Source organism: Bradyrhizobium sp. LVM 105 (genome assembly GCF_003957705.1).
Classification (GTDB): domain Bacteria; phylum Pseudomonadota; class Alphaproteobacteria; order Rhizobiales; family Xanthobacteraceae; genus Bradyrhizobium; species Bradyrhizobium frederickii.
Map to the genome: position 1 here is coordinate 44,645 of NZ_QZMV01000017.1, position 18,477 is coordinate 63,121.

At 65.0% G+C, this 18,477-nt stretch carries 17 protein-coding genes; 3 read left to right on the forward strand and 14 right to left on the reverse strand.

Features of this window, described 5'->3' with window-relative positions; all coding sequences use genetic code 11:
• The first annotated feature begins 17 nt into the window (after positions 1 to 17).
• Entirely contained in the window at positions 18 to 1,865 is a 1,848-nt protein-coding gene (gene glsA, locus D6B98_RS32680; protein ID WP_126261138.1) for a glutaminase A, read from the forward strand.
• A gap of 245 nt (positions 1,866 to 2,110) precedes the next feature.
• Here the strand turns inward: glsA and D6B98_RS32685 are convergent, their stop codons facing one another.
• From D6B98_RS32685 to D6B98_RS32750, 14 genes are all read right to left on the reverse strand, one after another.
• Positions 2,111 to 2,413 carry a nucleoside triphosphate pyrophosphohydrolase family protein gene (locus D6B98_RS32685; protein WP_164719024.1) on the reverse strand — a complete coding sequence of 101 codons (303 nt, stop codon included), beginning with the start codon at positions 2,411 to 2,413 and terminating at the stop codon, positions 2,111 to 2,113.
• A gap of 25 nt (positions 2,414 to 2,438) precedes the next feature.
• On the reverse strand, positions 2,439 to 2,966 hold the full coding sequence (locus tag D6B98_RS32690; protein WP_126261140.1) for a carboxymuconolactone decarboxylase family protein: 528 nt from the start codon (positions 2,964 to 2,966) through the stop codon (positions 2,439 to 2,441).
• Between the two features lie 547 nt (positions 2,967 to 3,513).
• Positions 3,514 to 3,873, reverse strand: a complete 360-nt coding sequence (locus D6B98_RS32695) for a Zn-ribbon domain-containing OB-fold protein (protein ID WP_126261141.1) — start codon at positions 3,871 to 3,873, stop codon at positions 3,514 to 3,516.
• Positions 3,870 to 5,006, reverse strand: a complete 1,137-nt coding sequence (locus D6B98_RS32700) for a thiolase family protein (RefSeq protein WP_126261142.1) — start codon at positions 5,004 to 5,006, stop codon at positions 3,870 to 3,872. Before D6B98_RS32700 ends, D6B98_RS32695 begins: the two co-directional genes overlap by 4 nt.
• 127 nt (positions 5,007 to 5,133) lie before the next feature.
• Positions 5,134 to 6,333 (reverse strand): CaiB/BaiF CoA transferase family protein, encoded by a 1,200-nt coding sequence (locus D6B98_RS32705; protein ID WP_126261143.1) that lies wholly within the window; start codon positions 6,331 to 6,333, stop codon positions 5,134 to 5,136.
• A 127-nt stretch (positions 6,334 to 6,460) separates the two neighbouring features.
• Positions 6,461 to 6,667, reverse strand: a complete 207-nt coding sequence (locus D6B98_RS32710; RefSeq protein ID WP_126261144.1) for a hypothetical protein — start codon at positions 6,665 to 6,667, stop codon at positions 6,461 to 6,463.
• A 194-nt stretch (positions 6,668 to 6,861) separates the two neighbouring features.
• Entirely contained in the window at positions 6,862 to 8,031 is a 1,170-nt protein-coding gene (locus tag D6B98_RS32715) for an acetyl-CoA acetyltransferase (protein ID WP_126261145.1), read from the reverse strand.
• 60 nt (positions 8,032 to 8,091) lie between these two features.
• Positions 8,092 to 8,742 carry a bifunctional 4-hydroxy-2-oxoglutarate aldolase/2-dehydro-3-deoxy-phosphogluconate aldolase gene (eda, locus tag D6B98_RS32720; RefSeq protein ID WP_126261146.1) on the reverse strand — a complete coding sequence of 217 codons (651 nt, stop codon included), beginning with the start codon at positions 8,740 to 8,742 and terminating at the stop codon, positions 8,092 to 8,094.
• An 11-nt stretch (positions 8,743 to 8,753) separates the two neighbouring features.
• Positions 8,754 to 9,722: a sugar kinase gene (locus tag D6B98_RS32725; RefSeq protein WP_126261147.1), complete on the reverse strand. Its 969-nt coding sequence runs from the start codon at positions 9,720 to 9,722 to the stop codon at positions 8,754 to 8,756.
• Positions 9,723 to 9,746: 24 nt separating this feature from the next.
• Positions 9,747 to 10,733 carry a D-erythronate dehydrogenase gene (gene denD, locus D6B98_RS32730; RefSeq protein WP_126261148.1) on the reverse strand — a complete coding sequence of 329 codons (987 nt, stop codon included), beginning with the start codon at positions 10,731 to 10,733 and terminating at the stop codon, positions 9,747 to 9,749.
• A gap of 65 nt (positions 10,734 to 10,798) precedes the next feature.
• Positions 10,799 to 11,722, reverse strand: coding sequence for a carbohydrate ABC transporter permease (locus tag D6B98_RS32735; RefSeq protein ID WP_126261149.1), 924 nt, complete (start codon positions 11,720 to 11,722; stop codon positions 10,799 to 10,801).
• The gene (locus tag D6B98_RS32740) at positions 11,715 to 12,632 is read right to left on the reverse strand and encodes a carbohydrate ABC transporter permease (protein ID WP_164719031.1); all 918 of its coding nucleotides are present in this window, start codon (positions 12,630 to 12,632) and stop codon (positions 11,715 to 11,717) included. The genes D6B98_RS32735 and D6B98_RS32740 overlap by 8 nt, the downstream gene beginning before the upstream one ends.
• A gap of 100 nt (positions 12,633 to 12,732) precedes the next feature.
• On the reverse strand, positions 12,733 to 14,052 hold the full coding sequence (locus D6B98_RS32745; protein ID WP_126261151.1) for an ABC transporter substrate-binding protein: 1,320 nt from the start codon (positions 14,050 to 14,052) through the stop codon (positions 12,733 to 12,735).
• A gap of 46 nt (positions 14,053 to 14,098) precedes the next feature.
• Positions 14,099 to 15,166 (reverse strand): ABC transporter ATP-binding protein, encoded by a 1,068-nt coding sequence (locus D6B98_RS32750; RefSeq protein ID WP_126261152.1) that lies wholly within the window; start codon positions 15,164 to 15,166, stop codon positions 14,099 to 14,101.
• A gap of 201 nt (positions 15,167 to 15,367) precedes the next feature.
• Between D6B98_RS32750 and gntR the strand changes: the two genes are divergently transcribed.
• Together gntR and D6B98_RS32760 are read left to right on the forward strand one after the other, a co-directional pair.
• Positions 15,368 to 16,468, forward strand: a complete 1,101-nt coding sequence (gene gntR / locus D6B98_RS32755) for an HTH-type transcriptional regulator GntR (RefSeq protein WP_126261153.1) — start codon at positions 15,368 to 15,370, stop codon at positions 16,466 to 16,468.
• A gap of 122 nt (positions 16,469 to 16,590) precedes the next feature.
• A complete protein-coding gene (locus tag D6B98_RS32760; RefSeq protein WP_126261154.1) occupies positions 16,591 to 18,420 on the forward strand; it encodes an IlvD/Edd family dehydratase in 1,830 nt (609 codons plus the stop codon).
• The last annotated feature ends 57 nt before the right edge of the window (positions 18,421 to 18,477 follow it).

Consider the following 18,477-nt stretch of genomic DNA (forward strand, 5'->3'; position numbering starts at 1 on the left):
GTTGCACAAGTGAGGCGATGACACCGCTCACGCCTCTCGCAGCCGCCTGGACCCGCTCGAAACCGCCTTTGCTGCGGTTTCTGGACAGTTGCCTCAACGAATTCTCTGCCGAAACTTCAGGCAGCGTTGCCGACTACATTCCCGAGCTGAGCAAGGCCGACCCTGCCTGTTTCGGCATCAGCCTCGCCACCCTGGATGGCCACGTCTACGAGGTCGGCGACTCCAGGGTGCCCTTCACCATCCAGTCGATGTCGAAACCGTTCGTGTTCGCGCTGGCGCTGGACCTGCTCGGCGCCGGCAGGGTCGAGCGCGCGATCGGCGTCGAGCCCTCGGGCGATCCCTTCAACTCGATCCGCCTCAACTCCGAGAACCACCCGTTCAACCCGATGGTCAATGCCGGCGCCATCGCCTGCACCGGGCTGATCCACGACAGCAAGGGCGCAGAAGCCTTCGAGCAGATCCGTCTCGCACTCGGTCGCTTTGCGGGCCGCGAGCTCGCCGTGGACGAGGCCGTCTATGCTTCCGAAAGCCAGACCGGCGACCGCAACCGCGCCATCGCCTATCTCCTGAAGACCAACGCGGTGATCTCGGACGACGTCGCCGCCGTGCTCGACGTCTATTTCCGGCAATGCGCGGTGCTGGTCACCGCGCGCGACATCGCGGTGATGGCGGCAACGCTGGCCAATCGCGGCGTCAATCCGGTCACAGGCGAGCAGGTGCTGACGCCTTACGCGATCTCTCGCACCCTCTCCGTGATGACCTCGTCGGGCATGTACGACTATGCCGGCGAATGGATCTACCGCATCGGCATTCCCGCCAAGAGCGGCGTCGGCGGCGGCATTCTGGCGGCGCTCCCTGCCCGCCTCGGGCTCGGCAGCTATTCACCGCGCCTCGACAAGCACGGCAACAGCGTGCGCGGCATCAAGGTTTGCGAGGCGCTGTCCTCGCATTACGACCTGCACATGCTCAACCGCAGCGACGATGCCCGCAACGCCGTCATCGCCGATTACGATATCGGCAAGAGCCCGTCGCGCCGCGTGCGCCGGCCACAGGAGCGCGAGATCCTGGCCGCGCACGAGCAGGAGGTACGGGTCATCGAGCTGGTCGGCACGCTGTCGCTGTCGGCCGTCGACTACGTCTCGCGCCGGCTGGCCGGACGACCGCGGCCGCAAATCGTCGTGTTCGACCTGCACCGTGTCACGTCCACCACCCGCGCAGGCGCGCGGCTGATTGCCGAAGCCTTCGAGGAGCTCGCGGCCCTGAACGTCACTGTGGTGCTGTCCGGCGTCAGGCGCGCCTCCAGGGAATGGGAGTCTTTGCGGGAATGGACCGCCGAGCTGAAGAACGTCCGCGACTTCTACCTGCTCGACACCGCGGTCGAATGGGCCGAAGACCAGATCGTCTACCGCTATGGCGGCTCGATCGACTTTCACGAGACCACCGAGCTTGCCGAGCAGCCGCTGCTATCAGGCATGAGCGAGGAAGAGCTGACGGATCTCGCCTCGATCTGCACGATCCGAACGTTTCAGGCCGGCGCGAAGATCATCACCACGGGAGATCCCGCAGAGTCCCTGTTCTTCCTGCGCAGCGGCGCGGTGCATGTCACGCTGCCCGACGGCGTGCGGCTGGCGACGCTGACCGCCGGCATGGCGTTCGGCGAGATGGCGCTGCTGGAGCCGACGCGTTCGGCCGACGTGTTCGCCGACATGGCGGCGACCGCGTTCGAAGTGCCGCTGAAGGAGTTCGAACGCTTCCGCAAGCAGCACCCGCGCGCCAGCGAGCGCGTCATGCGCAACCTCGCGCAGCTGCTCGCCGACCGCCTGATCGTCGCGAATGCGAAGGTGGATATTCTGACGTCGACGTGAGTGATCCAAGGCATGATGAAATGAGCCGCGCCTGCCGCCCCAATGGAGGTGCGTTCCCTCCCCCCTTGTGGGGGAGGGTTAGGGAGAGGGGTGGCCCAGCAAAAGGTGCGGCTCGTGACGATAAGTATAGGAGCACGAACGAGAGAGTCCCTTCGTGGCACCCCCTCCCTGCCCCTCCCCCACAAGGGGGGAGGGAACGGAGAGAGCTTTGCTGTGGCCGAGCCTCAACCTCAGTCGGTGGCGCTCTAACGGCTCGCCGCCTCGCTCAGCCGTCGCTTGATCTTCTTTGCGCTCGCTTCGAGCAACTCTGACGGCTGCTGGCCGGTCGCGGCGCAAAGGCAGGCCCAGTAGTAGATGACATCGCCGAGCTCATCGACCAGACCCGCCTTGTCGAGCCAGTCGTCGCGCAGCAGCTTCTTGATGTGATCGGCGACCTCGCCGGCTTCACCGGCAAGACCGAGGCCGAGATAGGACAGCCGCTCGTTGGACGGATGCTCACCGACCTTGGCAATGGTCGCGGCCCAGGCCGCATATTCGTCGATCGTCATCGGCATCTCTCGCCGCGTTCTTGGGTCAGCCTACCACTTCGGTGACGGGTTGGAGATCGATTTCGAAGGTCTCCAGAAATTTCGAGGTCATGATGTAGAAACCGACCGAGAGCTGCAGCTCGACCAGCGCGGCCGGCGTCAGCTTCGACGCGATCGCCTTGAAGGTCGCATCGGTCGGCTTCCTCAGCTTGACGATCTCGTCGGTGAAGGCGAGCGCGGCGCGCTGCACCTCGTTGAAGCAGGTCGCCGCCTGCCAGTTCTCGAGCGCCTCGTTCTGCGCGTCGGTGACGCCGACATTCTTGCCGATCCGCTTGTGCGCAACGATCTCGTACGGCGCCTCACACAGGATCCCGGTGCGGGTGATCGCGAGCTCGCGCACGATCGGATCGAGCTCGCCCTTGTGGCGGATCGCGCCCCCGAGCCGGCAGTACTGCTCGAAATAGCTCGGCGAGTGCGCCATCATGCGGAAGATGTTGGCGTTGCGGTTCTTGTCGAGGATCTCGCGGGTGCGGTCGGATGCCTTGGACGGGTCGCTGTACTGAATGCGGGCCATGATTTTCCTGAAGTTTTCCCGGAGCTCTTGATTCTTTTTGTAATCGCCGGCGAGAGTTCCTCGAAACTCTAGTCTTGCACCGACGCGGGAGCAACATCATCGAGTCAAAATGCCGCCGCATTGCTGATCGACCTTGAGAGAGTCGATATTCGTCGCGTGGGGACACATTGCGGCGAGTACTCGAGAAGTGGGGTGTTCCGAGTAAAACAATTGGCCGTCGGGTGCGCTAGCCGCACAACGATGAGTCACGCCCAAGTCTAGGGAGAAAACGGCATGAAGGAAGCCACCAAGGGGGCGGCCTCGGGAGCGCTCGCGCATATGCTGGCGGTGACGGCGATGCTCGTCATCGCCAGCATCTTGTTCTACGGGCGTTAGAGTCCTTGTTTGCGCATGATCCTTCCGGAAAACCGCTTCACGCTTTTCCGGATCATGCGCGAAGCGTTTTCGTCATTCCGGGGTGGCTCTCGCACAGGCCAGGCCCAGAATACCCGTTCCAGGCTCGGTCCTCCGGACCGCCCCCGAATGACGAATCCCGCTCCGTACCCCACTATTTCTTCCTGGCAAAGAACGGCACAAGCTTGCCGGCAAAGGGCCTGAAGCTCGCGATGACCGAATCGCCGATCGCAAGGTCATTCTCACCGTGCGCCATCATGCGAAAACCTTCGGCGCAATCGACCAGCAGGATGTTGTAGGGCACGTGCGCCCGCGTCTCGGGCGTGGCGGCACGGCAGATCAGGGAGGCCGCATAGACCCTGCCCTTGCCGCTGGCGCGCAGCACGCGGGAATCCGATTCTCCGCACGCCGCGCAGAAGGCCCGGTGAAAATACTGCACGTGCCCGCATGAGGTGCAGGCCTGGTAAGTGATGGCCTCTTCGCCTTTGGTCCAGTCCGCCGGAGGCTCACTCATCGCACCCGCTCCAGGAACATGCTCACGTGCGACGACAGGACGCCGCCGTCGCCATGCAGCAGCGCGATCGAGGCATCGCGCACCTGGCGGGCAGCCGCCCGCCCCGTCATCTGCAAATGCGCCTCGACCAGATGCGCCATGGCGCCGCCGACGCCGCAATGGCCGAAGCTGAGCAGGCCGCCATGGGTGTTCAGCGGCATCGCGCCGTCGCGGCCGAAATGACCTGAGCGCACGCGGGCCGCGGCTTCGCCGCGACCGGCAAGGCCAAGGTCTTCCAGCAGCATGGCGAGCGTGATCGTGAAACTGTCGTAGATCGCGGCGTAGCGCACGTCGGAGATCGCAAGGCCGCAAGCCTCCCTGGCGCGCGCGATGGAGATCTCGGCGCCGAGTTCGTGAAGCGCGGGCGCGGCCGTGACATGCTGATGGGTATGCGCCTGGGCGCAGCCGCGGATGCGCACGCCCGCTTCTCCGATCCGCTCGCGGCTGATGACGAAGGCCGCGCCGCCGTCGGACACCGGGCAGCAGTCGAGCAGCTTGAGCGGCATCGCCACCGGCTTCGAGGCCATGACGTCGGCGACCGTGATGGGATCGCGGAATTGCGCGCCGGGATGGGTGCAGGCGTGGCTGCGCATCAGCACCGCGAACTCGGCGAGATCCTGTTCGGTCACGCCGTATTCGTGCATGTATCTGCTGGCGACGAGGCCGTAATAGGCGGGAATGGTCGGTCCTAACGGCACCTCGTAGTCGGGATGGCCGACCTGTGCCAGCGCCTGGATCGAGGCATCGCGGCTCTGCCCGGTGAGGCGGTTCTCGCCGGCGACGACGAGCACGTGGCGCGCCACGCCTGACGTGACGAGGTGATGCGCCAGCATCGTCATCGCGAGCCCCGTGGCGCCGCCGACCTGCACGGCGTGAGCGTAGGCAGGGCGGATGCCGAAATGCTCGGCGAACACGGTCGCAAGCATGATGTGGGGCGAGACGGTGGAATAGCCGCAAAGAATGCCGTCGATGTCCAAACGCTTCAGCCCGGCATCGTCGAGCGCGGCTTGCGCCGCTTTGCTCATCAGGTCCAGCGAGGTCGAGCCCTCGTGCTTGCCGAACGACGTGAGGCCAACGCCGGTGACGAAGCTCATGCTCTCTCTCCGCTGTCATTCCGGGGCGGCCCGAAGGACCGAGCCCGGAATCTCGAGATTCCGGGTTCGATGCTGACGCATCGCCCCGGAATGACGGATGAGGGAGTCGCTGTCATATCGTCATTCCCTACTCCGGCGCCGACCGCGTCACACCATCGCGGACCATGGCGGCGATCTCGTCAGCGGAATAGCCGAGCTCGCGCAAAATCTCCGCGCCGTGCTCGTTCAGCCGCGGCGCCAGCCGCACCGGCTCGGCGTCGGTCTCCGACCAAGTCGCCGTCACCTTCATGCTGCGGATCGGACCTTCCGTCGGATGGGTTACGACCGGAAAGAAATTCGTCGCCTCCAGATGCGGATCGTGCAGGATCGAGGCAAGATCATGCATCGGCATCACGGGCACGTCGGCCTTCGTCAGCAGCTCGATCCATTCGGCCGTGCTGCGCGTCTCGAAGATGCGCGCGAGCTCGGCATAGACGACGTCGATGTTGGCGGCACGTCCCGCGAAGGTCGCGAATTTGGGATCGGCGCGCAGGTCGTCGCGCGCCGTCGCCTTGAAGAAGTTCTCCCACTGCTTGTCGTTGTAGACGATGACGCTGAGATAGCCGTCCGAGGTCTTGTAGGGCCTGCGGTCGCGCGAGAGGTGGCGGGCATAGCCGCCCTTGTCGAGCGGCGGCTCGTAAGTGAGGCCGCCCATATGGTCGCCCATGACGAAGCCGGCCATGGTCTCGAACATCGGGACGTCGACGCGCTGGCCGCGGCCGGTGCGGTCGCGGTGCACCAGGCTGGCGCAGATCGCACCGACGGCGGTGAGACCGACGATGCGGTCGACCAGCGCGTTCGGCACGTAGCGCGGCACGCCGTCGCCGGTCTGCGCCATCAGCGCCGGCAGGGCCGTGGCGCCCTGGATCAGGTCGTCATAGGCGGGCTTTGCGGCATAGGGTCCGTCCTGGCCGAAGCCGAACACGCCGGCATAGACGAGGCGCGGATTGATGGCGGACACGACATCGTAGCCGAGCTGAAGCCGCGCCATTGCCTGCGGACGGACGTTGTAGACGAGGACGTCGGCGTCCTTGAGCAGCCGCAGCACTGCCTCGCGGCCGGCAGGCTTCTTCAGATCGAGGCAGATCGAGCGCTTGCTGCGGTTGGTGTTGAGGAATACCGGGCCCATGCCGGCGTGGCGCATCGGGCCGATCAGGCGGGTGACGTCGCCGTCGAGCGATTCCACCTTGATGACGTCAGCCCCGTAGTCCCCGAGCATCTGGGTCGCATAGGGCCCCATCAGCACGGTCGTCATGTCGATGACCTTGATGCCCTTCAGCGGCCCCATCGTTCGCTCCCGATTGCGCAGGGCTCAAGGCGCGGCCCCGCGATTTCGGTCCAGCTAAAGGCAGCGAGGCCGCACGTGCAAGGGCGGCCGGCGTATGGCCGCATGCGCCGCGCGGCGATACCGGCCGCTATTTCTTCTGGCGGGATTCGCGGATCTTGAGCAGCCGGTCGAGTTCGTCGTTCTGCTGGTTGATCCGGTCGGCGATGCGCGACTCGCTCTGCTCGCCCGAGGCGGCCGCGGCCTGCTCGATCAGCTGGCGGATATTGTCCTCGAGGATCGCGATGCGATCGTTGAGTGCGTCCATCGACAGCGAGTCTTCGTACTCAGTGCTCATGATGCGTTCCCTGCTAGTCAATCAGGAGCTTTAAGGGCCCCCTTTGGGCCCACCATGATCTAGCGCAAGAAAGAAGTCGTAGGGTGGATTAGCCGCAGGCGTAATCCACCAACTCTGTCTCCGCGGAGACAAAAGAGGTGGGTTACGCCAGCACCTGCGCTTCGCGCAGCCGCAGGCTAACCCACCCTACAAGCCTACTTCAGCGGCTCCAGGATGGAGACGTAGTTGGCGACCGCGGCCCCGCCCATGTTGAAGATGCCGCCGAGCTTGGCATTGTTGAGCTGCATGCCCTCGGGCGCCTGGCCTGCGAGCTGCATCGCGGTCATCACGTGCATGGAGACGCCGGTGGCGCCGATCGGATGGCCCTTGGCCTTCAGACCGCCGGACGGGTTGACCGGCAGCTTGCCGTCCTTGAGCGTCCAGCCTTCCTTGATGGCGCGGGCGCCCTGCCCCTTCGGTGTCAGGCCCATCGCTTCGTACTCGATCAGCTCGGCGACGGTGAAGCAGTCGTGGGTTTCGACGAAGGAGAGATCGGACAGCGTCACCCCCGCCTTCTCCAGAGCGCGCTGCCAGGCGACGGTGCAGCCCTCGAACTGGAGGATGTCGCGCTTGCTCATCGGCAGGAAGTCCTGGGCGTGCGCGGTGGCGCGGAAGCCGATCGACTTGGCCATGCCCTTGGCGGTCTCGGCATCGGCCAAGACCAGCGCCGCGGCGCCGTCGGACACCAGCGAGCAGTCGGTGCGCTTCAGGGGGCCGGCGACGTAGGGGTTCTTGTCGCTCTCGGCGCGGCAGAAGTCGAAGCCGAAATCCTTGCGCATCTGGGCGAAGGGATTGGCGACGCCGTTCTTGTGGTTCTTGGCCGCGATCAGCGCCAGCGCATCGGACTGGTCGCCGTATTTCTGGAAGTAGGAGCTGGCGATCTTGCCGAACACGCCGGCAAAGCCGCCGACAGTGTCACCGTCCTCGGGCAGATAGGAGGCCTTGAGCAGGTTCTTGCCGATCTCCGCGCTGGGGGTGCGGGTCATCTGCTCGACGCCGACGACGAGCACGATCTTGGCGGCGCCTGCGGCAATCGCGCGCAGGCCCTGATGCACCGCGGCAGATCCCGTGGCACAGGCGTTCTCGACGCGGGTCGCCGGCTTGAAGCGCAGCTTCGGATCGGCCTGGAGCACCAGCGAGGCGGTAAAATCCTGCGGCGAGAAGCCGGCGTTGAAATGGCCGAGCACGATCTCGTCGACATCGCCGGCCGAAATGCCGGCATCCGCCATCGCCTCATTGGCAACGCGGGTGACGAGGCTTTCGACGGTTTCGGTGTCGAACTTGCCGAACGGCGTATGCGCCCATCCGACGATGCTGGCGGTCATGATGTTCTCTCCCTGGGGATCTTGTCCTGAGCTAAGTCTTAGCCCAGGGATGGCAAGACTTCACGCGGCTTTCAGGGCTTTCAGGGTGCGCTGGCAGATGGCTGTTATGCCGGCCCAGTTCCCGGCCCTGATCTCCGCCGTTGGGCAAAGCCAGGAACCGCCAACCGCGACCACGTTGGGCTCGGCGAGCCAGCTCGCCGCATTGGCCTCGCCGATGCCACCGGTCGGGCAGAACCGGACGTTCGGGAACGGCCCGCCGAGCGAGCGCAGGCCCTTGATGCCGCCGGCCTGCTCGGCCGGGAAGAATTTTGCCACGTCGAAGCCGTGCGCCAGCGCCATCATCAGCTCGGACGCCGTGGCGATGCCCGGCGCGAACGGCAGGGAGCTATGGGTGGCGGCCTTGAGAAGGTCGGGGGTCAGGCCCGGGCTGATGCCGAACGCGACGCCGAGCTTCTCGACACGGGTGAAGTCGGCCGGATTGAGGATCGTGCCGATGCCGACGACCGCCTCGGGCACTTCGGCCATCATCGCCCGCGCCGCCTCGATCGCGACTGGCGTGCGCAGGGTCACCTCCAGCGTGCGGACGCCGCCGGCGACCAGCGCGCGCGCCAGCGGCACGGCGTCCTGGATACGCTCGATGGTGAGGACGGGAATGACGGTCGCGTCCCTGAACAGCGCGACGAGGTGGTTCTGTTGGGCAGTGGTAGGCATGGGATCTCGATTCACTTGGTCGCTTGACGCGGGGCCGTCGGCCGGTGCCGCTTCTTCGGCGGCATGGCATAGCCCGGAATGATGGCGCCGGGATAGCAGATCACGAGGCTGGCGAGGCGATGCCCGGCCTGGGCAGCCTCGACCGGATCGGAACCCGCGAGCCGGGCGGCAATGTAGGCGGCAGCAAAGCTGTCGCCGGCCGCCGTGGTGTCGACAACCGGCTTGGACATCGGTTCGGCGCGGACCTCGCTCGTGCCGCCGGGGAAGCGCAGCAGGCTGACCGGCTCGGCGAGGCGGAATACCAGCTCGGAGGCCGGGATGCGCGCCATCAGCTGGTCGTTGCTCTCGCCGGGATAGAGCGCGAGCAGGTCCTCGGTCGAGGTCAGCACGATGTCGGCGGTCGCGAAGGCTGCGGCAAAGACCTCCCGCGCGACGTCGCGGTCCGGCCATCCCCGCGCGCGGAAATTGGTGTCGAACACGAAGCGGGTGCCGAGCAGGCGGGCGCGCTTGATCGCCGCGAACAGGCGCTCGCGCCCCGGCGCATCGTAGATCGAGAGCGTGATCGCGGAGAGATAGACGATGTCGTAGCTCATCAGCGAATTGAGCAGCTCGTCGGTCTCCGGCAGATTCATCAGCTGGCGCGCCGCCGCGCTGTCGCGCCAGTGAAAGAACTGGCGCTCGCCCTTCGCATCCGTCTGGATCATGTAGAGGCCGGGCAGCTTGCCCGCCAGCCGAACGACACGCCGCGTGCCGACGCCCTCCGTCGTCCAGGCCGCGATCATCTCGTCGCTGAGGGCATCGTCGCCGAGCGCGGTGAGATAGTCGACCTTGATTTCGAGCCGCGCCAGATAGACTGCGGTGTTGAGGGTGTCACCGCCGAAGCCGCGTGAATAAAGCCCGCCGCCCTGCCCGGCAGACGCCCCGCCCTGGGCCTGCCGGAGCTCGACCATGCATTCGCCGATGCAAGCAACGCTCGCCATCACCAGGACCCGCTCAGTCAGCGATCAGGCGACGAAATTGCCGCCGAGCTCGTCTTCGATGTGAATTCGGATGATGTCGTCGAAGGTCTTCTCGGCGGTGGTGAAGCCGAGCTCGAGCGCCCGCTTTGGGTTGAAATTGCGCGGCCAGCCGCCGACGATACCGACGATGAAGGGATCGGGCTCGCGCTTGATGCGGGCAGCGACCTTCTCACCGGCAACGCGCTTCAGGGCCGCGATCTGCTCGCCGACCGTGGCCGAAAGTCCCGGCATGGTCAGGTTGCGGCGCGGGCCGACCGCGGCGAGATCCATGGTGCCGGCATGGAGCAGGAAGCCGACGGCCGAGCGCGGCGTGGCGTGCCAGTGGCGGACGTCCTCGGAAACCGGGAGCACCGCTTCCTTGCCGGCCAGCGGCTCGCGCAGGATGTTGGAGAAGAAGCCGGAGGCCGCCTTGTTGGGCAGGCCGGGCCGGATGCAGATGGTCGGCAGGCGGATGCCGATGCCGTCGAGGAAGCCGCGGCGCGAATAATCGGCCAGCAGGAGTTCGCCGATCGCCTTCTGGGTGCCGTAGCTGAGCAGCGGGGTGTGGAAGAACTCGTCGCCGATCGCATCCGGAAACGGCGCGCCGAACACCGCGATCGAGGACGTGAAGACCACGCGTGGCTTGTAGCCGCCGCCAACCAGCCTGACGGCATCGAGCAGCATCCGCGTGCCGTCCAGATTGATGCGGTAGCCCTTGTCGAAATCGAGCTCGGCCTCGCCCGAAACGATCGCAGCCAGATGGAAGATCACGTCGGGACGGCCGGCGATCAGCTTTTCGGCCGCGCCCGGCACGGCGAAATCGCCCGACACGGTCTCGACGGGGAAACCGGCCTTCTCCGGCTTCTTCGGCTCGACCACGTCATGCATGGTCAGTTTGGTGATGTCGCTCTTGCCGAGCCGACCGTCGCCGAGCAGCCGTTCACAGAGTTTGCGGCCGACCATGCCGGCGGCGCCCAGAACCAGAATGTGCAAGAGCTCAACTCCTTGTCATTGGCCGGAGCGCGCCGCTCCTGGCGCGCTCTTAAGCAGCCCGGCGGTCATTCCTTCACAGCGCCGGTCATCGCGGACACATAATGCTCCACGAAGAAGGCGTAAAGGATGACGAGCGGCAGCGAGCCGGCCAGGGCTCCCGCCATCAGCGAGCCCCAGCGGTAGATGTCGCCGTCCACGAACTCGTTGACGATCGCGACCGGCACCGTCTTGTTGCTGGTCGATTGCAGGAACGTCAACGCGTAAATGAACTCGTTCCAGCACAGTGTGAAGCAGAAGATGAAGGCCGAGATCAGGCCGGGAATGGCGAGCGGCAGCACGATCTTGATCAGGATCTGCCAGCGGCTCGCCCCGTCGATCAGCGCACATTCCTCGAGCTCGAACGGGATGGTCTTGAAATAGCCCATCAAGAGCCAGGTCGAGAACGGGATCAGGATGGTCGGATAGGTCAGGATCAGCGCCAGCGGCGAGTCGAACAGGCCGTACTGAAACACGACGGTGGCGAGCGGGATGAACAGGATCGAGGGCGGCACCAGATAGGCGAGGAAGATCAGTCCGCCGACGAGATTGGCGCCCTTGTAACGCAACCGTACGATGGCGTAGGCCGCAAACACCGATGCGACGATCGAGAGAATGGTGGCGCAGATCGCCACGTACATCGTGTTCCAGAGCCAGTACGGATAATAGCTCTCGAACAGCAGCTTGTGGAAGTGCTTGAAGGTCGGATTCCAGGTCCAGAACGGGTTGTACCTGTCGAGGTCGAGCAGCTGCTCGTCCGGCTTCACCGAGGTCAGCGCCATCCAGTAGAACGGAAACAGGAGGACCACGACGATGATCGCGAGCGGCAGGTACAGCGTCACGAGCCGGCGCGGCACCGACTGCAGATAGCTCATGCCCTCGCTGTTATCGACGCGCGCGGACGCCGACAGCACCGACTTGAGATCGACCTTGGAGGCAGGAAGATCAGTCATTGTTCTCTCCCTGTTGCCACTTGCGGCGCTGCAGGCCGAACCAGGACACCATGATCGCAGCGAGCAGGAACGGAATCATGGCGCTGGAGATCGCCGCGCCCTCGCCGAGCTGCCCGGCGATGATCGCGCGCTGATAGGACAGCGTCGCCATCAGATGGGTGGCGTTGACCGGGCCGCCGCGAGTCATCGCCCAGATCAGCTGGAAGTCGGTGAAGGTGAACAGCACCGAGAAGGTCATCACGACGGCGATGATCGGGGTCAGCAGCGGATAGGTGATGTAGCGGAAATTCTGCCAGCGCGTGGCGCCGTCGAGCGTCGCGGCTTCGTAGAGCGACGGCGACACCGTCTGCAGGCCGGCGAGCAGCGTGATCGCCACGAACGGCACGCCGCGCCAGATATTGGCGAAGATCACGCAAATGCGTGCCCAGGTCGTGTCGCCGAGGAAGTTGATGTTCTGGTCGATCACACCGAGATGCTTCAGCGACCAGGAGATGATGGAGAATTGAGAGTCGAATATCCACCAGAACGCCAATGCGGAGAGCACCGTCGGCACGATGAAGGGGATCAGGACCATCGCGCGCAGCATCGCCTTGAACGGCATGTTCTCGTTCAGCAGCAGCGCGAGATAGAGCCCGATCGCGAATTTGAGGGCACTGGCGACGAAGGTGTAGAGCAGCGTGTTGAACACCGACAGCCAGAAGATGGAATCGTCCCACAGCCACTCATAGTTCTCGGTGCCGACGAATTGCCCGACCCTGCCGATGCGGGTGTCGGTGAAGGACAGCCAGATACCGAGCCCCAGCGGATAGGCCAGGAAGAAGATCAGGAACGCCATGGCCGGCACCATGAACCAGAAGCCGAGCCAGTTGCGGTTGTGTTTAAGCTGGGTCCAGGCGCCGCCCTCGCTCATCTGAGGCTTGGCCCGGGGAATTGCGACATCAGCCATGCCCGATATCCCTGATCGAAATGTTGACGAGCGGGCGGCGCGACTGCCGCCCGCTCCGTGATCCTCAGCGATAGATGCGCTTCAGCTGGCGCTCGGCTTCCGCCATCGCGCCCTTCGCATCCTTGGTGCCGGTGCAGTAATTGGCGAACATGTCGACGACGATGAAGTCGGCGATGGCCGTTGCCGCCTTTTCGCCGACCGTGCCGATGCCGGAGGCCGGCAGCGTGCGCTTGGAGGCCTGCGAGAACACCTCGTTCTTGGGATCGGCCTTCCAGATCGGCGCCGCCTCGTAGGCGTTCAGGGTCTGGGTCAGATAGCCCTGCGCGCCGTCCAGCCACTTCTCGTAGTTCTCCTTCTCCAGCATGAAGGCGACGAAGGCCTTCGCCGCGTTCGGATATTTGGTGAAGTTGAAGGCGAGAATCGGCAGCGCCAGTTGCAGCTCGGTCGGCTTGCCGACCGGCCCGACCGGCCAGAGCGCGTGATAGGTGTCCTGGGTGAGCTCCTTCTTGCTCGCATCGGTCTTGGCGGCGACGTAGATCGAGATGCCGTTGGCCGTGCAATAGAGCTCGCCGGCGAGGAACGCCTTGTTGTTGGAGGAATCGTTCCAGGACGCCGTGCCCGGGATGAAGTTGTCATACAGCGCCTTGCAGTACTCCAGCGCCTTCGCCGTCTCCGGCGAGTTGATGACGATCTTGTCGTTCTGGTCGACCGTGTAGGCGCCGTGGCCCCACAGCACCCAGTGCAGCCACGAATTGCCGTCGCCCGACGCATGCCCGAGCGCGAAGCCGGCCGGCGTGTTGTTGGCCTTCAGCGCCTTGCACATCTCGAGGAAGCCGGGGAAGTCCTTCGGGAACTCCTTGAAGCCGGCCTTGTCGAGCGCCGACTTGCGGTACGTCATGTAACCGCCGTTGGTCGCGACAGGGATGCCGAGCCAGTCGTTGCCCTGCATGCAGGTCTTGGCGGCCGCATCGGTCCAGCCGCCGTATTTCTTGCCGAGATAATCGGCAACGTCGTTCATCTTCAGCACTTTGGTCGGGAACAGCTGCGGCAGCGTGTGCAGGCCCCAGGCAAGGTCGAGCCCCGAGCCGGTATTGGCCGCAACCGAGGCCTTCGGCTGCACGTCCTCGAAGGATTCGCTGAACACGTTCATCTCGGTGCCGGTCGCAGCCTTGAACGCTGCCACCATCTGGTTGAACGCATCGTCTTCCGCAGGCACGAAGCGCTTCCAGCGCATCACGGTCAGCTTGGCGCCCGCCTCCGGCTTCCAGGGCGCGCTCTGCGCCCAGGCCTTGGCGAAGTCGAACAGCGCCGGCCCGGTGAGCATGCCGGTCGCAGCCAGTGCCGTTCCGCCTTGAAGCAGCGTCCGGCGGGTAAAGTCTTGCATGTCGTCCTCCCTGTGATGCTTTTTATTGTCTTAAGTAAAACTCACACTACGCGTTCAGGCGTTTTCCCGTCGCCTCGTCGAACAAGTGCACCAGTGACGGATCGGGCTTCAGCCGGATCTTGTCGCCCGGATTGAACTGGTGACGCTCGCGGAAGACCGCGACGACCTGCTCGCCGCCGATCTTGGCGAACACCTGCGTCTCCGAGCCGGTCGGCTCGACCACGATGATCTCCGCTTCGGCGCCGTCGTCGGCGATGGTGAAATGCTCGGGCCGCACGCCGTACACCGCAGGACGGCCGTCGGACGCCGCGGGCGCGGTCTTGAGCGGCAGCTTGACGCCGTTCGGCCCCTCGAAGGTCGCGACACCGTTGGCGCGCACATGCCCCTTCAGGAAGTTCATCGCGGGCGAGCCGATGAAGCCGGCGACGAACTGGTTGTCGGGCTTGTCGTACAGCTCGAGCGGCGTACCCATCTGCTCGACGATACCGTCATGCATGACGACGATCTTGTCGGCCATGGTCATGGCCTCGATCTGGTCGTGGGTGACGTAGACGGTCGTCGTCTTCAGCCGCTGGTGCAGCTCCTTGATCTCCGTGCGCATGGCGACGCGCAGCTTGGCGTCGAGGTTCGACAAGGGCTCGTCGAACAGGAAGACCTGCGGGTCGCGCACGATGGCGCGGCCCATCGCGACGCGCTGGCGCTGGCCGCCGGAGAGCTGGCGTGGGTAGCGATCGAGCAGCGGCGCCAGAGCGAGGATCTCGGCGGCGCGCTTGACGCGCTTGTTGATCTCGTCGGCGCTCGCATTCCGCAGCTTGAGCGAGAAGCCCATGTTGTCGGCAACGGTCATGTGCGGATAGAGCGCGTAGTTCTGGAACACCATCGCAATGTCCCGCTCCTTGGGCTGGACATTGTTGACGACGCGGTCGCCGATCGAGATCGTGCCGGAGGTGATGTTCTCGAGACCGGCGAGCATGCGCAGAAGCGTCGACTTGCCGCAGCCGGAGGGGCCGACCAGGACGACGAACTGTCCATCCTCGATCGGTACGGTCACGCCGTGCAGGACTTCAAAATTGCCGAACGATTTCCGCACGTCGCGGATGTGCACAGACGACATCTAGCTCCCTCCTCGATAGTCCACGACGCCCCTGGCGCCGCGACCGTCTTGTTTTTCAGACTTCGCCGAACGAAGCCCGACCGTAGCGGGCAACATTGTCGGCAGTTTGTGCGGTTTTGGCAATTTGTCTTTGGTTAGTCGCTGCTGGTAGCGCTGTCAACGTTCCTTTGTTTGCGGGACTGACTGTGTTAAGAGCAGCAAATGGGTCGAAAACGCACCAAGTCAGGCAAAATCCGGCTGGCGGAAGTCGCCGAGCTTGCCGGCGTCAGCCCGATTACGGCGTCCCGCTTCTTTCGTAATCCGGAAGCCCTCTCGGTCGCCAAGCGGACGCGGGTGGAGAGCGCGGCCAAGGAGCTCGGCTACGTCCCGAACCTTGCGGCACGCGCGCTGGCCTCGCAACGCACCGAGGTCATCGGTGTCTTGATCCCCTCTCTTACAAATAACGTGTTCTCGGACGTGCTGCGCGGCATCTACGATGCGTCCGAAGGCAGCCGCTACTCGATCCAGCTGTCCAACACGCGCTACAGCATTCTCCAGGAAGAGAAGCTGCTGCGCCTGTTTCTCGCGCAGAAGCCGGCCGGGCTGATCGTCACCGGAATCGACCAGACCGCCGAATCGCGCGCGATGCTGGAGGCCGCCGACTGCCCGATCGTGCAGATCATGGAGATCGGCCCCGATCCGGTCGACATGATGATCGGCTTTTCGCACTATGATGCGGCCCGCGCAGCGGTTGCGCACCTGTTCGACCAAGCCCGCCGCAAGATCGGCTTCATCGGTGCGCGCATGGATCCCAGGGTGCAGCGGCGGCTGGACGGATATGTCTCGGCCATGAAGGACGCCGCATTGTTCGAGCAGCGCCTCGTCGTCACCACTGCGACACCGACCTCGGTGACGCTCGGCTGCGCCCTGTTCGCCGATCTCCTGGCGCGGGAGCCCGACCTCGACGCGGTGTTCTGCGCCAATGACGACCTCGCGCTCGGCGTGCTGTTCGAATGCCGCCGCCGCGAGATCGCGGTCCCCGACCAGATCGCAATCGTCGGCTTCAACGACCTCGAATTCATGGCGTCCGCCGTCCCCACCCTCACGAGCGTGCGCACCAACCGCTACGAGATGGGCAACACGGCCGCCACCATGCTGATCGAGGCGATCGACGGACGCCGCCCAGCGCAGCCGGTGCTCGATCTCGGCTTCAAGGTGATCGAGCGGCAAAGCTCGTCGTCGCGTCATTCGGACAGCAGGCCGGCCGTATCCGGCGCGGCTGCGGCGAACAAAATGGTAGCGTTACCAAGCGCTCATGACTAGTATCGGATTTGTGAGGAAACGACCCGCCAGCGGGCCAGCGATCCATCATTCGCGCCGCTGGGCATCGCACAAGCCGAGACCCCGGGACGGACGCTGGTGCGTTTGCATTGCAGGAGAAACCAATGACAAAGAAACCAACCAATGGGCACGCGCCCGCCGGCAACGGCTCGCGACGCCATCTTCGCTCGCAGGAATGGTTCAACAACCCGCATAATCCGGGCATGACCGCGCTCTACATGGAGCGCTACCTCAATTACGGCCTCACGCGCGCCGAGCTGCAATCCGGCAAGCCGATCATCGGCATCGCCCAGACCGGCAACGACCTCTCGCCCTGCAACCGCCACCATATCGAGCTGGCCCATCGGGTCCGCGAGGGCATCCGCGAGGCCGGCGGCATTGCGATGGAATTCCCGACCCATCCGATCCAGGAGACCGGCAAGCGCCCGACCGCGGCGCTCGACCGCAACCTCGCCTATCTCGGCCTGGTCGAGATCCTCTACGGCTATCCGCTCGACGGCGTCGTGCTCACCACCGGCTGCGACAAGACCACGCCGGCCTGCATGATGGCGGCGGCGACCGTGAACCTGCCCGCGATCGTGCTGTCGGGCGGCCCGATGCTGAACGGCTGGCATGCCGGCGAGCGCACCGGCTCCGGCACCATCGTCTGGAAGTCGCGCGAGCGGCTCGCCGCGGGCGAGATCGACTATGAAGAGTTCATGGAGATCGTGGCCTCCTCCGCGCCCTCGGTCGGGCATTGCAACACCATGGGCACCGCCTCGACCATGAACGGGCTCGCCGAAGCGCTCGGCTTCTCGCTGCCGGGCTGCGCGGCGATCCCCGCCCCCTATCGCGAGCGCGGCCAGATCGCCTACGAGACGGGAAAACGCATCGTCGAGATGGTCTGGGAAGACCTCAAGCCTTCGGACATCCTGACCCGCAAGGCGTTCGAGAACTGCATCGTGATCAATTCGGCGATCGGCGGCTCGACCAACGCGCCGATCCACATCAATGCGCTGGCCCGCCACATCGGCGTCGAGCTCACGATCGAGGACTGGCAGAAGGTCGGCCACGACGTGCCGCTCCTGGTCAACATGCAGCCGGCCGGCTTCTATCTCGGCGAGGAATTCCACCGCGCCGGCGGCGTGCCGGCCGTGGTGCGCGAATTGATGAAGCACAAGCGCATCCATGAGGACGCCGTCACGGTCAACGGCCGCGGCATCGGCGAGAACTGCGCCAATGCGCCAAAGCCCGACAACGACGTGATCTGGGCCTACGACAAGCCGCTGGTGAAGGACGCCGGCTTCCTGGTGCTGAAGGGCAATCTGTTCGATTCCGCGATCATGAAGACCTCCGTGATCTCCAAGGAATTCCGCGACCGCTATCTCAACAACCCGAAGGACCTCAACGCCTTCGAGGGCCGCGCCATCGTGTTCGAAGGTCCGGAGGACTATCACGCGCGGATCGATGATCCCTCGCTCGACATCGACGAGCGCTGCGTGCTGTTCATCCGCGGCACCGGCCCGATCGGCTATCCCGGCGGCGCCGAAGTCGTGAACATGCAGCCGCCGGCGGCGCTGATCAAACGCGGCATCCTGTCCCTGCCCTGCATCGGCGACGGCCGCCAGTCCGGCACCTCGGGCTCGCCCTCGATCCTGAACGCCTCGCCGGAAGCCGCGGCCAATGGCGGCCTTGCGATCCTCAGGACCGGCGACAAGGTCCGCATCGACCTCAACAAGGGCAGCGCCAACATCCTGATCTCGGACGAGGAGCTGAAGAAGCGCCACGCCGAGCTGAAGGCCAGCGGCGGCTTCAAGCATCCGCCGAACCAGACGCCGTGGCAGGAGATCTATCGCAACACCGTCGGCCAGCAATCGACCGGCGCCTGCATGGAGCTCGCCACGCGCTACCAGAACGTCGCCGGCACATTTGGCGTGGCGCGGGATAATCACTGACGGCCACACGTCATTGCGAGCGAAGCGAAGCAATCCAGAGATTTGTCCACGGAGACA